Source organism: Humisphaera borealis (assembly GCF_015169395.1).
GTDB lineage: Bacteria > Planctomycetota > Phycisphaerae > Tepidisphaerales > Tepidisphaeraceae > Humisphaera > Humisphaera borealis.
This window is the reverse complement of record NZ_CP063458.1, coordinates 2,071,439-2,087,058: the sequence shown is the minus strand read 5'-3', so window position 1 is coordinate 2,087,058 and position 15,620 is coordinate 2,071,439. Positions and strand designations below refer to the sequence as shown.

General features: G+C 60.8%; 12 protein-coding genes and 1 pseudogene. 9 read left to right on the top strand and 4 right to left on the bottom strand.

Annotation, left to right across the window (positions count from 1 at the left end; all coding sequences use genetic code 11):
• Positions 1-66 precede the first annotated feature (66 nt).
• From IPV69_RS07810 to IPV69_RS07800, 3 genes are all read left to right on the top strand, one after another.
• Entirely contained in the window at positions 67-348 is a 282-nt protein-coding gene (locus IPV69_RS07810) for a hypothetical protein (RefSeq protein WP_206294448.1), read from the top strand.
• Positions 349-364: 16 nt separating this feature from the next.
• The gene (locus IPV69_RS07805; protein WP_206294447.1) at positions 365-979 is read left to right on the top strand and encodes a hypothetical protein; all 615 of its coding nucleotides are present in this window, start codon (positions 365-367) and stop codon (positions 977-979) included.
• 218 nt (positions 980-1,197) lie between these two features.
• Entirely contained in the window at positions 1,198-2,298 is a 1,101-nt protein-coding gene (locus IPV69_RS07800; RefSeq protein ID WP_206294446.1) for a DUF444 family protein, read from the top strand.
• Positions 2,299-2,347: 49 nt separating this feature from the next.
• Here IPV69_RS07800 and IPV69_RS07795 read toward each other — a convergent pair whose 3' ends face one another.
• Positions 2,348-4,315 carry a putative bifunctional diguanylate cyclase/phosphodiesterase gene (locus IPV69_RS07795; protein WP_206294444.1) on the bottom strand — a complete coding sequence of 656 codons (1,968 nt, stop codon included), beginning with the start codon at positions 4,313-4,315 and terminating at the stop codon, positions 2,348-2,350.
• On the bottom strand, positions 4,312-6,357 hold the full coding sequence (locus tag IPV69_RS07790; protein ID WP_206294441.1) for an ATP-binding protein: 2,046 nt from the start codon (positions 6,355-6,357) through the stop codon (positions 4,312-4,314). The genes IPV69_RS07795 and IPV69_RS07790 overlap by 4 nt, the downstream gene beginning before the upstream one ends.
• Positions 6,358-6,535: 178 nt before the next feature.
• On the opposite strand from IPV69_RS07790, the gene IPV69_RS07785 reads away from it, so the two are divergent.
• The 3 genes and pseudogenes from IPV69_RS07785 (at position 6,536) to IPV69_RS27210 (ending at position 9,144) form a co-directional block, all read left to right on the top strand.
• Positions 6,536-8,077, top strand: a complete 1,542-nt coding sequence (locus IPV69_RS07785) for a SpoVR family protein (protein ID WP_206294439.1) — start codon at positions 6,536-6,538, stop codon at positions 8,075-8,077.
• 227 nt (positions 8,078-8,304) lie between these two features.
• A pseudogene (locus IPV69_RS27890) lies at positions 8,305-8,394 on the top strand (type II secretion system protein); the annotation flags it as partial.
• Positions 8,395-8,622: 228 nt separating this feature from the next.
• Entirely contained in the window at positions 8,623-9,144 is a 522-nt protein-coding gene (locus IPV69_RS27210; protein WP_241179975.1) for a hypothetical protein, read from the top strand.
• A gap of 71 nt (positions 9,145-9,215) precedes the next feature.
• On the opposite strand, the gene IPV69_RS07775 is transcribed toward IPV69_RS27210, so the two are convergent.
• Both IPV69_RS07775 and IPV69_RS07770 read right to left on the bottom strand, forming a co-directional pair.
• Positions 9,216-10,235, bottom strand: coding sequence for a 3-keto-disaccharide hydrolase (locus tag IPV69_RS07775; protein WP_206294436.1), 1,020 nt, complete (start codon positions 10,233-10,235; stop codon positions 9,216-9,218).
• Between the two features lie 96 nt (positions 10,236-10,331).
• Positions 10,332-11,435: a cis-3-hydroxy-L-proline dehydratase gene (locus tag IPV69_RS07770; protein ID WP_206294434.1), complete on the bottom strand. Its 1,104-nt coding sequence runs from the start codon at positions 11,433-11,435 to the stop codon at positions 10,332-10,334.
• Positions 11,436-11,870: 435 nt separating this feature from the next.
• On the opposite strand from IPV69_RS07770, the gene IPV69_RS07765 reads away from it, so the two are divergent.
• From IPV69_RS07765 to IPV69_RS07755, 3 genes are all read left to right on the top strand, one after another.
• Positions 11,871-12,410, top strand: a complete 540-nt coding sequence (locus tag IPV69_RS07765; RefSeq protein ID WP_206294432.1) for a hypothetical protein — start codon at positions 11,871-11,873, stop codon at positions 12,408-12,410.
• Positions 12,411-12,559: 149 nt separating this feature from the next.
• On the top strand, positions 12,560-13,975 hold the full coding sequence (locus IPV69_RS07760; protein WP_206294430.1) for a sulfatase-like hydrolase/transferase: 1,416 nt from the start codon (positions 12,560-12,562) through the stop codon (positions 13,973-13,975).
• 83 nt (positions 13,976-14,058) lie between these two features.
• On the top strand, positions 14,059-15,618 hold the full coding sequence (locus IPV69_RS07755) for a sulfatase (protein ID WP_206294428.1): 1,560 nt from the start codon (positions 14,059-14,061) through the stop codon (positions 15,616-15,618).
• Positions 15,619-15,620: the final 2 nt, after the last annotated feature.

Sequence of the window (15,620 nt, the reverse complement as noted above, 5' to 3'; positions counted from 1 at the left end):
GCTCGTGGAGGCAGGGTCGAGATGCCTTTGGATTGCGTGGATGGCTGAGAGGACCGAGGAATCGAGATGAGTTTGGTTCGAACAACCCGCCGTTCCGGCCTGACCTTGCTTGTGCTGGGCTTTGTCGGCGCGGCTTTCTTCTGGGTGACCGATCCGCGGATCGGCCCGAACGTGTCGGGTAAGCATGGTGTCTACGATCCAAGAAGCTGGGTGGCCGCCATGCGCGGCAAGCCGGCGAATCCGATCGATGCCGCCAACGATGCGTCGGTGGCGACGTTTGTCGGACTGGCCGGGAGCCTGTCGGTGCTGGGCATTGGGATGTACCTGATGAGCCGCCGAAAGCTATGAAGGGCCGAACGTGCGTATGGCGACTGAGCTCAACTATCAGTCAAAGCTTGATCGCTGCGCTTTCGCGATGGTGGTCCCGTTGTATCGACGCCCGATCAGAAATGGCCTCAATTCCGGGATTGATGAGCAGCCGACGAAGTACCGGTGCCTTTCTCCGCTTAGCCATCTGTGTCGCCGGGCGGCTGTCTTCGTGCCGCTGGCGGCGGCGATCATCTTGTTTGGCGTGAGTCTGAACCACCGAGTCACCAGTTCGGGGTCTGCGATGGGAAATGACTTTGGCGGCACAGATACTGGCTTTGAAATGTTGTTTAGTGGGTCCGAGTCTATAGTCGCTTGGTTCTTTAACGTCCCTTGGCTTGTTGCCGGCTATTCGTGCCTTACGTTTCTCATTAGGGGGACCGCCAAAGGCCGTACTAGCGGGTTCTCGGTAGCCGCATTTGGAGTCTTTGCCACGGGTGCGTTGGGCACAGCCTTATTTCATTTGTTCGCGATAGCCGCCGGTGCCTTCGCCTGGGTGGACCGCACGCCCGCAATCGGACATTACCTTTGGGTCGCATCGTACGTGGCAATGACGATCGCTATGGCAATGATGCCTCGGTATCAGGTGATCCGTTTACGAAATGTCGGTTGACGTTATGGTCTTCAATGTCGAAAAGAGCAGCTGATGTCGCGAAGGAAACTGTGACCGCGTGGGTAGTGTGATGGCCCGATCGGCGATAGTTGCGATGTCAATTTATTGCTTGCGTGCGCCGAAATACACGAATTCCCCAAAACAAAGCCAACGGCAACCTTGATGTCCTGGTGCGTGCGTTTGTGAATGTCGAAAGCATGATCCACTGTGGCTAACCCATGGTCCTCAAGATCGAAAAAGATCACCAGCGTTTCCGCCAGATCGTCATGGGCCGCATCCGTGACGACTTGCGTAAGTTCCTCTCCAATGGCGAACTGATCGGCAAGGAGGGGAAGCACCTGATCTCGATCCCCGTTCGGTCGATCGACCTGCCGCACTTCCGCTACGGCGACAACTCGTCCGGCGTCGGTGCCGGCGAAGGGGATGAGGGCGACGTCGTCGGCAAGGGCAAGGAGAAGGGGAAAGGGCAGGGCGGCAACGACCCCGGCCAGCACCTGATGGAGGTCGATCTTACGCTCGACGAGCTGGCCGACATCCTGGCCGAAGAGCTCAAGCTCCCGCGCATCGAACCCAAGGGCAAGCACCGCATCACCACCCAGCGCGATAAGTACAGCGGCATCCGCACTGTCGGCCCCGATTCACTGCGGCACTTCAAGCGGTCGTTCAAGGAAGCGCTGAAGCGGACGATCATGACCGGCACGTATGACCCGAAGAATCCGGTCATCATTCCGCAGAAGAAGGACATCCGCTATCGAAGCTGGAAGGAAGTCAAAAGCCCGCAGAGCAACGCGGTCATCATCTTCATGATGGACGTCAGCGGGTCGATGGGTGAAGAGCAGAAGGAACTCGTCCGGCTGGAGAGCTTCTGGATCGACACCTGGCTTCGAAAGAATTACGAGGGGATTGAGAGCCGGTACATCGTTCACGACGTCAGCGCGAAGGAGGTCGATAAGCACACGTTCTATCACCTTCGTGAAGATGGCGGCACGAAGATCAGCAGCGCATTCAAGGTCTGCAAGCAACTGCTGGACGCCCACTATTCGCCGGACGAGTGGAACATCTACCTGTTCCACTTCAGCGACGGCGACAACAGTTCAGAGGCCGACAGCCGTGAGTGCGTGAAGATGCTGCGAGAGCAGCTGATGCCGATCTCCAACATGTTCGGCTACTGCCAGGTCGCCAGCGCCTATGGCAGCGGCAACTTCATCAACGTGTTGCACGAGCACCTGCGTGGCCACCCCAAGATGCTGACGAGCCGGGTGAACTCGAAGGACGACATTTACGACTCGATACGGACGTTTTTTGGGAAGGGGCATTGACTGCTTGCGCGATCACCCGCGATGTTCTTGCTGAACTGCTCCCGACCGCCTACCCCGCCTTGCGATGCCGCCAGGGGCGATCCTTGATGAACTGTTCGGCCATGTCGACCGGCAGTGCGGGGGCGAAGTAGAACCCCTGCCCCTGGTCACAATCCAATGCCTGCAGCAGGGCCACGTGTTCAAGCGTCTGTAGTCCTTCGGCAACGACGACGGCGTCCATGTTGCGGGAAAGATTGACGACCGCATTGACGACCGCGGCGTATTTCCGTTCCTGCGACGCCCGCTGCACGAAGCACTGGTCCACCTTGACGCCGCTGATGGGAAGCTTGGGAAGGCGGCTCAGCGACGAGTACCCGGTGCCAAAGTCGTCGATATAACAATGGAAGCCCAGCTCGGTCAGCGAGCGGAGAAGGTCTTCGGCACGCGTGGAATCGTCCGCCAGGAATCCTTCGGTTACCTCGAGGATCAGCGAGGAGGCGATCGCGGTCGATTTGCCGACGATTTGGCGGATCTCGCCCACCAGCGTCGGGTCGGCAAGCTGTCGGGGCGACAGATTCACGCTGATCGTCATGGGCGTGGAAGAGAATCGGTGCCGCCAGTCGGCCACCTGCCGAACGGCTTGGTCGAGCGACCAGAGCCCAAGATTGCGAATGACGCCGCACTGCTCGGCGACGGGAATGAAGCGTGACGGCGGGATGGACCCGCGAGTCGGGTGCGTCCAGCGCATCAGCGCCTCAAAGCCGACCAGCTCTCCGTCGTTCAGCCGGACGATCGGCTGATAATGCAACGCGATCTGGTTCCGGTCGATCGCCTGACGAAGCTCCGTCTCCATCGCGACACGTTCGACGACCTGGTCGTGCATCGTCGAGTCGAACACCACATACCGGTTCTTCTCGGTCTTTGCCCGGTACATCGCGATGTCGGCGTCGCGGACGGCGTCTTCAACCTGCTCGTACAACTGCTCGCTGGTCGTGATCCCGATACTCGCCGAGCACGTCACCGGACGCTCCAGCACATTGTGTGGCAGGTTGAGCGTGGCGAGCAGCCGACGGGCGACCACTTCAGCGTCTTCCACGCCCCTGATGTTCTCCAGGAGCACCACGAACTCGTCCCCGCCGAGGCGGACCGCCATGGACTCGCTGGCGCGCACCACGACGTCGCCCGAACGCAGAGCAGCCATCAGCCGCTGCGAGACGCCCACCAGAACGGAATCGCCGGCCTTGTGGCCGAGCGTGTCGTTGACCAGTTTGAAATCGTCGAGGTCCAGGAACAGTAGCGCCCAGCGGCGCTGTCTGTCGGCGTGCGACCTGACAATCGCATGGGCCAGTCGATCGCTGAGCATCGATCGATTCGAAAGGCCGGTCAGCTTGTCATGGGTCGCGGCGTGTCGGAGCTCAGCGGTGCGCTGTTCGATCACGGCTTCCAGCAGATCCAGTCGTAACCGATCCTGCCGGAGTGCCTGCTCGAGCTGGCTCGTCCGCTCGCGAACCAGCTCCTCGAGCTCTTCCCGTCGACGGTTGGCGATCGCGGTCAGCGACCACTTCTCGGTCAGTGCGGCGGCGAGCTGGCAGACTTCAACTCGATCGAAGGGCTTGCGCAAGATCAGCAGTCGATCGGTCCGGCCGAGCCGCGCGGTGATCTCGTCCCACGAGTAGTCGGAGTAGGCCGTGCAGATGACGATCTGTATGCGAGGGTCCACGGCCCAGATCGCCTCGATTGTCTGCAAGCCGTCCCAGCCCGGCGGCATTCGCATATCAACGAACGCTACCGCGAAAGGCGACTGTCGCTGCAGGCTTGCTTCAACGAGCTTGAGGGCTTCCTCGCCCTGCATTGCCGACTGCAGTTCAAAAGCCGGCCGCTGCTCCGACGGCTTGGCCGCCGTGCCGAACAACTCCGACTCCATCGCGTCCAGTTCCGACGCGACGACGGGGTCGGCGAGACAACGCCGGTAGTCTTCATGAATCTGTGGGTTGTCGTCGATCAGCAGAATACGACGATTGTCCGGTGTCACGCTCATGCCGCCCTCCGTGCCAGTTCGGACCGAGCGGGGATCTCGAGCACAAATGTCGCGCCCTGATCGGGCCCGTCACTGGCTGCGGTGAGCGATCCGCCCATCTCGCCGGCAAGGTTGGCCGCAGCATGCAGGCCGAAGCCGTGACCGTCTTTCCGCGTGGTGAACCCCATGGAGAAGAGCTTGGGCATGACTTCGGCGGCAATGCCGTGCCCGTTGTCCTGTACTTCAAATCGGATTGTGGGTTGCCCTTCCTTTTCGCCGCGACGGACCCGGATCGTCAACTGTTTGGCCTCCCGATCGCATTCCTTCACGGCGTTCTTCGCGTTGCTGATCAGGTTAATCAGAATCTGCATGACCTTGTGCTTGTCGATGAGTGTCGCCGGAAGATCCTCGAACTCACGGCGTACATCCACCAAGTGCCTTTCGCACGACGCGATGTTCATCTTGATCGCGTCTTCCAGGACCGCCGAAGGTCGAAGCAGCTCGTCCACGTTTCGCTTGCCGGCGTGGCTCTGCTGGGCATTGACAATAGCCTTGATGTGCTCGACGCCGTCGGAGACGTTGCGAAGTTCTGCCAGCATCTGTTCCTGTTCGTGGGACATGCTGACGGCAAGTTTCTCCAGGTAGTCCGGCAGCTTCTGGCCTCGTTCATCGTTCGCCAGGAAATCGGCGAGATTCTCCCGATGTTCGCGCAGCATGCCGACGGCCTTGAGCAGGTTGGAGATTCGCGAACGTCGAAGCCTGTCTTCGATGACATGGGTGCCGACATTGACCGAGTTCAGAACGTTGCCAACGTTGTGGATCACGCCATTGGCGATTTCGGCCATGCCAGCCTGGCGTGAGGCGTCGACCAGTTGCTGCTGAAGCTTCTCGCGTTCGGCTTCCACGGCACGCTGGGTGGTGACATCGCGGGCCACCAGCAGAACGGTCGCCGGCCGGTGCTCATCGCCAGGCAGGGGAACACCGTGCGCATCGAGCCACCGCTGTGAGCCTCGAAGCCCGTTGATTCGGAACATGAGCCGGCCGGGCTTTCCGGTTGCAATACCTTTGATCCAGGTGGCGACCGCAGAAGCGCTTTCGACGGCGACGAAGGTGGTGATATCAAAGGTGTCGCTCGTCCGGTCGTTCACTTCCAGGGCGGCAATGCCCGAAGGGTTGATCTCCAGGATCCTGCCTTGCTCGTCGGTCACAAGGACCGCTTCGGGCTCGTTATCCAGGATGGTCCGCAGCCGGCCTTCGCTGTCGCGCAGGGATTGTTCGACGGCACGACGTCGACGGATTTCGACGCCGGCGATGGAGATGATTTTACCGGACCAGACCAGTATCACGACCGCGACGGCAACAAACGCCAGCACACCCAGCCGCCGCGTCAGGATCGAAAGACTCCACTTTCGTGCGTCGAAATCCACACCGACGCCACCCTCGATGTTTCCCTGCGCATCCCGGAGCGGCACATAAGCCGAAACCCAGGTCCCCCAGCGATCGGTATAGGGGACTCCGTCGAAAACGTTCTCACCCTTCAGCGCCTGTTTCCATTTGTCCAGATCGCCGTCGACCTTCTCACCAATATCCGTGCGGCCTTCGCGATCGCCCTCGAAGCGGCCGTTGCGGTCATAGTCGGTTTCAGAGTCGACGATCAGCGCGATGCCTCCGTCGGCCGTCTGCCGAAAGGTGTAGATGTCGCTGATCGCAGGATTCACGGCCTGCCAGCGTTTCTCGCATTCGACCAGGGCGAGATAGGTCGGATCGTCGGCGGGGGTTTTCGTGGTGATCGATGCGTGATTGCCGCGCGCTAGTTCCAATGCGTAGGTGGGTGCAAACCCCTCAACCTGCTGGCGCAACCTTTCGCGTTCGTTCTCCCCGGCAAGAACCGCCAGGAGGCTTCCCAGAGTGACCAACAGGCAGAGGATGAGCCAGGCGCGGATCTTCAATCCCGCGCCACCGGCGTTGCGCCGAAGATAGACGTGCACCGACCCGCTGGCGGCCAACACCAGCACGGCGAATGTCAGGATGTCCAGATTGTTGTCGAGGATGAATGTAGGCATCTTGCTACGCCGGAAAACAGCCGAACCCATCATGATTTCGGCCGTAGAGGCGCGTGGGATAACCCAGTCGGTTTCGTTGGTTGCGCAACCCGTCGGCGGCCGGCCAATAATTGGGCCATAACAGAGGTAGTGTGAGTAGAATGGGTTGTCCGAGAACCCGCGCCGGAGTTCGAGCCGTATGCCCAACCACACCCTCAACCCGTTTCCAGACGAATTGCTCGCAGCGAAGAAGCAGATTCGCGAGCGAGCCCGCTCCTACGGGCTCGATTTCTATCCCGTCATCTTTGAGATGTGCGACTACGAGCAGATGAACCAGATCGCTGCTTACGGCGGTTTTCCGCAGCGGTATCCGCACTGGCGGTTCGGGATGGAGTACGAAAAGCTCCGTAAGCAGCACCACTACGGGCTCGGGCGCATCTACGAGATGGTGATCAACAACGATCCGTGCTACGCCTACCTGCAGGAGAGCAACGCGCTGGTTGACCAGAAGCTGGTCATTGCCCACGTCTACGCACACTGCGACTTCTTCAAAAACAACCTTTGGTTCAGCCCCACCAACCGCAAGATGATGGACGAGATGGCGAACCACTCCACGCACGTTCGCAAGCACATCGAGAAGCACGGTCACGACGCCGTGGAACGATGGCTCGACGTCTGCATGAGTGTGGAGCATCTGATCGACCCACACAGCATGTTCATGCAGCGTGGGCCGAGCGACTCACCGCCACCCAAGGAGGACGTCAACGTTCAGCGGGAACTGACGCAGACCAAGTTCAAGGCCAAGGATTACATGGACCGGTGGATCAACCCGCCGGAGAAACTGGCCGCCGAGGCCAAGAAGCAGCGCGACGAACTGGCCAAGACGCGCCACAGCACGCCGAGCCGTCCGACGCGCGATGTTCTTCAGTATCTGCTCGAGCACGCGAAGATGACCGATTGGCAGGCCGACTGCCTGTCCATCGTTCGCGAGGAGAGCTACTACTTCGCGCCGCAGGGGATGACCAAGGTCATGAACGAGGGCTGGGCCACCTACTGGCACAGTACGTTGATGACCAAGCACTTCGTCGAAGCAAAAGAGGTCATCGACTACGCCGACCACCACAGCGGAACGGTGCACATGCCGCCTGGCGGATTTAACCCGTACAAGATCGGTGTCGAACTTTTTCGCGACATCGAAGACCGCTGGAACAAGGGCAAGTTTGGCAAAGAGTACGACGAGGCCGACGACCTGGGCGCGAAAAAGAAGTGGGACAAGGGACTGGGCCTGGGTCGCGAGAAGATCTATGAGGTTCGACGAATCTACAACGACGTGAACTTTATCGATGAGTTCATGACGCCGGAGTTTATCGAGAAGCACAAGTTCTATCAGTACGGCCGCGACCCCCACACCGGCCAGCTTCGGATCATCAGCCGCGACCCGGTGCGCATCAAGCAGACGATGCTCTACCACCTAACAAACATGGGCCAGCCGTTCATCTATGTGCTCGACGGCAACTACTGCAACCGCGGCGAGCTGTATCTCGCCCACAAGCACAACGGCCTGGACATGGAGATCAAGACGGCGATCGAGACGCTACGCAACATCCACAGGATCTGGCAGCGGCCCGTCCACCTGCAGGCGCAGATCGACGACGACATGATCCTGTTCAGCTTCGACGGGCATCAGCCCAAGCAGCAGGCGATCCATGACGAACTGCCCAAGCCGGCGCACGCGCTATAAGTCCATCTATCAGCTCGCAGACCGATGTTTTGCGCGATACCGAGGATATATTCGTTGCAAGCTGCCAATCGATAGGGTAAGGAGAAGCCACACGCGCTCGTGGGTGATAGAAATCGCTGAAGTGTGTAGAGACGACCCCCTCGGTTGCTCCGGGGGCTCGTCTGGCCGCGCTAGGCGCCTAAATCCTCACCGTAGATTTTGTTTGGGGAGTCCGATTGAGTCGAACGATGGCATCTCGGGAAATCAATTCAAGTCGTCGGGCGTTTACGCTTGTTGAACTTCTTACCGTTGTCGGGATTGTCGCCGTCTTGATCGGTATACTTGTCCCCGTAGTAGGATCCGCTCGGAAAAAAGCGAACAGCGTAAAATGCCTGTCGAATCTGCGACAACTTGCCGCCGCAGGGCTAATGCATGCTAACGAACATCAGCAGCACCTTCCGATTGCAGGGCATATCTGGTCTCCCGGTATTGCGAGTTCGCTAAACATTGGAGACGTCGCGAGACTCCGATACCGCTATTTCGCAGAGGGAGGCATTTTTCGGCCAATGCCGATACAGGGCGCGCTCGCACCCTATCTGGGAGTCACGGGATTCCGCAACGACAGCTACGCGCATGTCGAGGCGGATTTGGACTTGGAAGGGATCCGAAAGATATTCATTTGTCCTGCGGACGAGCAGCCCGCAAAGGGTAGAACCAATCAGGATTCTTATGGCTGGTTCGGCCCAATGGGTTACAACTCGTATGCCTTCAACGACGCCGCACTCGGCTTTGAAGACATTTCCCCCAGTTATGGTCGAGCTCGCGGCAATCTGAAGCGAATCACAAGTCCTTCTCAGGTGTTCTTTCTGGCCGACGGGCTACCCCGCCCATCGGACGGACTGCTCACCATTTTTGAACGGGCACCCGACCTTACTCTGTACAACGCGTTTATGATTGACAGGGCCTTCGCTTCGCTCGATCAGAATCGCCACCAGAAGAAAGTCAACGTCTGCTTTCTTGATGGACGTGCGGAAACGCTCGTCATCCCAGACACCCTCAATCTGGCCTATCTGAGCACATCCAAGTAACGCAAGGGGCCTGACGTTTCAGCCGTCCGCGACGCGATGTGCGGACGGAGTCAGTCGCCGCGTGTCTCAGGTTACTTCTCCACAATCCAGATGTTCCGATAGAACACCGGGTTCCCGTGGCCTTGCAACAGGATCGGGCCGGGTTCGGCGCCTTCCGGCTTGCCGGCGCCAGTCTTGGCGGTGATTTCTCGCTTGTCGTGAACCGTGACGCCGTTGAGCTTGACTGTGATGACTGCGTTCTTGACCTTCTTGCCGCCTTCAAACACCGGGGCGGTGAAGTCGATGTCGTACGTCTGCCACTGCAACGGCGGGAGGCACATGTTCAGGTCGGGCGGGCTCTGACGGTACAGCGCGCCGGTGCCGTTGAAGACCGGCTTCTGACTGAACGTGTCCAGCACCTGCACTTCGTACCGCTCCTGAAGGTAGAAGCCGCTGTTGCCGCGATCCTGATCCCGGCCGTACGGCTTGAACGGAAGCAGGAACTCGCCGTGCAGTGTGAAGCTCTGGAACTTCTTCCTGGTCTTGGCGCCGGCGGCGAGCAGCTTGCGATCGTCAATGTGCCCGCCTTCCCAGGCTTCGGCGTCCGTTCCGTCGAACAGGACGATCGCGCCGCTGGGGGCCTTTGCGCCGAGCGTCGTGCTCTTGCGCTCGGTCTTCTCCATGGACTCGATCGCTACGTCTGTACCTTTGGCCGACAGCTTTCCGTCCGCCCAGACCGCGGAGAACCCCTTGGGGTCCGTGGGAGCGAACACGACGCGCTTCATCTCGGCCGAATCGGCTTTGCCGGTGATCTCAAACCGCGAGACGCCGTCCCAGCCCGCGCCGGGAAGACCGCCAAGATAGAACGCGCCAACGAATTCTCCGCCACCCGTGGACGCGATTTGCGCCGCTACTTTCGTCGCTTTTCCGCCGATTGTGGCCGTAGCGATGTACTCGCCCTGGACGGCGAAGTCCTTCGTCGCCTGCGACGGCTCCAGGAACGTGTTCTTCTGGATGACGTCCTTGGGCGCGTCGGCCGCGATCACGCTCGAGAGCGTGCCGCCGAACGGAAAACACATTGCCACGGCCGCCAGTATTGCGCGCTTCAACATTTTCTTCTCCTGGGTGGAATACTCGGACTATACACGAAGGCAAAGCCATCGGCAGGCGATGACGTTCTTATCAAGGCCGCCCGCTGCACGGCGCGCCTAGGTTACATTGACGACGCGGGGTCCCAGCACGTTCCAATTCGGTTCGATTCCCAGGCCCGGCGCCTGCGATGCGGCCATGAAACCGTTGATCCGCTTGGGCGCATTCGCCGCCGTGCTGACGGTGACGTAGCTGTTGAAGTCCGTGCTGGTGAAGCGGAACTCTTCGGGCGTGCTGTGGGCGAGGTGGGCGATGGCAGCGGTGGTGATGTCGCCGCCCCAGCTGTCCTCGAGCGTCATCGCGATGCCCATGCTGACACAGAGGTCGCGTACCTGCTTGATCTTGCTCAGGCCGCCCAACTTGCTGATCTTCAAGTTCACCACGTCCATCGCCAGATCGGCCTTGGCCCGCAGCAGCATGTCCAGGCTGTCGATGTTCTCGTCGAGCACAAACGGGTGATCCGTGTGCGCGCGGACGGATCGACACTCTTCGTAGCTCAGGCAAGGCTGCTCGATGTAGACGTCGATATCCCGAACGGCCCGCACGACGCGCATCGCTTCGTGCTGCGTCCAGCCGGTGTTTGCGTCGGCGACGAGTCGGTCTGTCGGAAGAAGCATTCCGCGTACGGCGCGAATACGTTCGATGTCGGTATCCGGATCGCCGCCCACCTTCAGCTGAAAGCGCGTGTAGCCTTCGGCACGGTACCCGGTCACCTTGGCCGCCATCGCGTCCGGTGATTCCTGGGAGATCGCGCGATAAAGCCGAACGCTCTCGCCGAACCGGCCACCCATCAGGACGCAAACCGGAAGTCCGGTGGCCTTTCCGAGCAGATCCCAGCAGGCGATGTCGATCCCACTTTTGACGTAGGGGTGTCCCTTCAGGGCGGCGTCCATGCGGTGATTGAGCTTGGCGAGCTCGCGAGGGTCCATACCGATCAGGTGCGGCCCGAGCTCTCGCAGTCCGGCTCGTACGCCCTCCGCGTATGCCGGCAGGTAAAACGGTCCGAGCGGACAGACTTCGCCGTATCCCACCAGGCCGGTGTCGGTCTCAACGCCGACGATCGTGCTGTCGAACACGGTGACGGACTTACCGCCCGACCACTTGTAGGTGCCCTCGAAGAGGGGTAGCTCGACCCGATGCGCGAAGATGCGTGTGATTTTCATATTGAGTGTTCAAGATAGCGATCTAGGTCGTCACTGTCTTGCTGTTCCGACCTGATCCATTGGCAAACGGCGAATAGTGCGCCTGATCGTACAGGCTGATTCGTGGCTGTTGCCCCATGCGACTTACGCAGTTGCCCCAGCCTCGGGCGATTGCTTAGGTCGCTACTCAGCGGAACTGCATTATCAGTCTGGTCAATACGGAATGGCTCCGAAGCGCTGTGGACGGAGCACACTGTTCCGCGTTTCAAGTAGGGTCGGCGACCGTATGCCGGTTCCGGATCCGAACGATCTTTCGCGGCGACCGTGTAGCTTACGGGATCGAATCGCGACAGTCCCCGACTTCCAACCTTTCACTCCGCCACCGGCGGCGAGGAGATCCTGGTGAAGAAACGATCGACAATGGCCGTCCTACTTGCGTTAACAGGTTCCGTGTTGGTGAGCCCTCTGATTGCGGCCGACCCTCCCGCCGGGCCGCCGCCGCAGCAGGGCGGTTCCGGAGCGACCGGCGGCCGACCGGGTGGCGGCCCCGGCGGAGGCGGAGGTCCCGAGGGTGGTCCAAGCGGCGGTCCACCACCCGGCGGTGTGCATGTCATCCCGCGATTCGCCGAAGAGAAACTCAAGCTGACGGAAGATCAAAAGACGCAGGTTGCCGCTCTTGAGAAGGAACTGAAGGAGAAACTCGCCAAGATTCTCACTCCCGAGCAGATGAAGACGTTGGAGGAGGCAAGGCCTCCGCGTCCGGGCGGTCAGGGTGGTCCCGGCGGAGGACAGGGCCCCGGTGGTGGCCAAGGTCCCGGTCAGGGCGGACCCGGTGCGGCACAACGCGGCCCTGGTGGACAACGCGGACCCGGCGGAGGACAGCGTGGTCCTGGCGGCGGGGGTCCCGGAGGTCCCGGCGGCGGTGTGGGTGGACCCGGCGGCAGTGCACCCGACGGCGGTGGGCAGCCCCAGCGCCCGCAGCGCCCAGCCGAATAGTCGTTCGATGACATCCTGTCGGCTCTTGCCCGTACCGGAAAAGCGAACGCACAGGGCCCTTCGATTCTTCCGGTCGTATGACGTGCCGCATTCTTCTTCGGTCTTCGATCGCAATGACGAGCATCCGGCGTTCTGCGAAAGGTTTCGACATGTCACGGGCACGCGGGCAGTTCAGAGTGCTGGCCCTGGCGATGACAGCGGTGGTCGTGGCATCGGCCTGCCGAACCGCACGGGCCGAAGGTCACGCCGCGCAGATGCCTAATGTTCTGATTCTTCTGGCGGACGATCTCGGATGGAACGGTGTAGGCTTCCATAGCCGAACTGCCACGACGCCAAATCTTGATCGCTTCGCCAAAGACGGGCTGGAGCTGCAGCGGTTCTACTCGTACCCCGTCTGCAGCCCGGCCCGTGCGGCGTTGCTATCAGGTCGAATGCCCCGGCGTTTCGGCCTGGCCGACGTGATAGGCCCGCAGCAGGAAGGGTTACCTAAGGGTGGGCTCACGCTACCCTCCCTTTTCCGCTCGGCCGGGTACCAGACGTCACTGATTGGAAAATGGCATCTCGGCGGCATCAACCCGCCTTTGCGCTGTGGGTTTGATCACTTCTACGGTTTCATGGGGCCGGAAGTCGACTACTTCAAGCATACCGGCCAGCGCGGCACGATCGACTGGCAGCGGGACGGGAAGACGGTCGATGAGCAGGGCTATTCCACCTATCTCTTTGCGGATGAAGCGATTCGCCAGCTCAAGGGGCGCGATGCCAATCGGCCCTTCTACATGCAGGTGGCTTTCAACGCGCCCCATGTTCCGATCGCCGCACCGGAAGACCTTGTCGTCAAGCACAAGGGCGACGGACTTTACGCGGCGGTGATCGAAGGGATGGACATCGCGATCGGACGAATTCTCGGCGAGATTGACGCCCAGGGTTTGCGCGACAATACGCTCGTCCTGTTCTATTCCGATAACGGGGCGACACGCCGGGACAGCAGCAACGCGCCCCTCAGTTATGGAAAGGGAACGGTCTACGAGGGAGGCATTCGTACGCCATGCGTTATACGGTGGCCCGGAAAGGTACCGGCGGGAGGCGTCACGCAGCAGCCGGTTTCGGGACAGGATTGGCTCCCGACACTGGCGGCGGCAGCCGGTCTGACGATTCCCGCGGATGCCGACCTCGACGGAAGCAATCAGTGGCCGGCTCTGTCGTCGGGGAAGCTGGTCGATCGCAAGCCGTTTCTGATCGCCGCGTACGACATCGCGCTGATTGACGGCGACTGGAAACTGATTGAGTGGGCCGACGGAGCGTATTCGTTGATCAACCTGCAGAACGATATCTCTGAGAAGGTCGACGAATTCATCAGGCAGCCCCAGGTCGCCCGGCGAATGCAGGCGACACTGATCGAGCAGAAGAAGGGCCTGCCGGATGTATCGGCCCGACGGGGTCCGGGCGGTCCGCGGGGGGCCGGCGGAGGGCCTCCGGGGCGAAGTCGGACTCCCGGATCGACGGGTGGGAACGGCTCAACAGCTGGGAACGGATCGACAGGCGGGAACCAGCCACCCAGACAATAATTGGTACGCTCGGTCATTCTCCGATGACGGAACACGCAGGTCCCGCCGGGAGTACCCGCGATGTTTCCAACGACTCAAATCAGGTGGCAGCTTTGAAACAGGTTCGATTGCTCGTCGTGATCGTCACGGTCCTGCTGGCCAGCGCGCTCCAGGCCGCGCAAACGCCGAACGTATTGTTCATTGCTGTCGATGACCTGCGGCCCGAGTTGGGTTGCTACGGCAACAAGCTGATCAAGTCGCCGAACATCGATCGTTTGGCGTCTCGCGGAACAGTTTTCAACCGGGCGTATTGCCAGCAAGCCGTTTGTAGTCCGTCGCGAAGCTCTTTGCTGACCGGTCGACGCCCTGACGCGACGCGCGTCTGGGATCTGGAGACCCACTTTCGCGTCGCATTGCCCGATGCCGTGACGCTTCCCCAGTACTTCAAGGCCAACGGCTATCACTGCGCCGCGCTGAGCAAGATTTACCATCACGGCTTCGAGGACGGCCTTTCGTGGAGCGAGCCTCACTGGTATCCGAATGGGGGCGCGATTGACACCGACAAGGTCGATTGGACGAAACAGATCAAAACCCGGCACGACGTGAAGGTCCAGGAATACGCCGCTCCTGCACAGACGTCGTCGAAACAGCCCGGCGGAAAGCTTGCAAAGGCCGGTCCGGCTTTCGAGGTCAGCAGCAAAGCAGACGATCAGCTGCCCGACGGCGCGACTGCCGCCGAGGCCGTCAAGCGCATCGCCAGTTTGAAGGGGACCGGTAAGCCGTTTTTCCTTGCGGTGGGCTTTCTGAAACCGCACCTGCCCTTCGTCGCACCCAAGAAATACTGGGACCTCTACGACCCGGGTCAGATCCCGCTCCCGGCCACTGACCGTCTACCGGAAGGTGCCCCGGAGTTCGCCGGTCACACCAATGGCGAACTGCACAACTACCCCGGCGTGCCGACCGAGAACCCCATTCCTGCCGACTTCGCCAAAACCTTGCGCCACGGCTACTACGCGTGCATCAGCTATACCGATGCCCAGATCGGTCGCCTGCTCGATGCGCTCGACAAGGAAGGCCTTGCCGACAACACGGTCATCGTCCTCTGGGGTGACCACGGCTGGCAGCTCGGCGACCACGGCCTTTGGCACAAGCACACGAACTTTGAAATCGCCACCCGCGCGCCGTTGCTGATCAGCGTGCCCGGCCAGAAGTCGGCCGGGCAGGCCTGCAATACGCCGGTCGAGTTCGTGGACGTCTATCCGACGCTCGCCGATGTCTGTGGTCTTGGCGTTCCGCCGGGACTGGACGGGACGAGCCTCAAGCCGTTCATCGAGAATCCGGCGGCATCTTCCACGAAAGTCGCGATCAGTCAGTACCCGCGTGGTGCGGGCAAGGCCGGCGGGGCGGTCATGGGCTACAGCGTGCGCGATGATCGGTGGCGCTTAACGCTTTGGCGGCAGCGCGGCGGCGATAAGGTCGTCGCGACCGAGCTTTACGACGAGAAGAATGACCCGGCCGAAACCGTCAATGTTGCCGCCAAGCCGGAGAACAAAGCCGTCGTCGAGGCGCTGACGAAACGGCTTCCACCGGTTGCCGCAAGTGGCAACAAAGCCAAACCCAACGCAAAGAAGTCCTCAATACCGGACGGCAAGGCGTCGGAATAGGT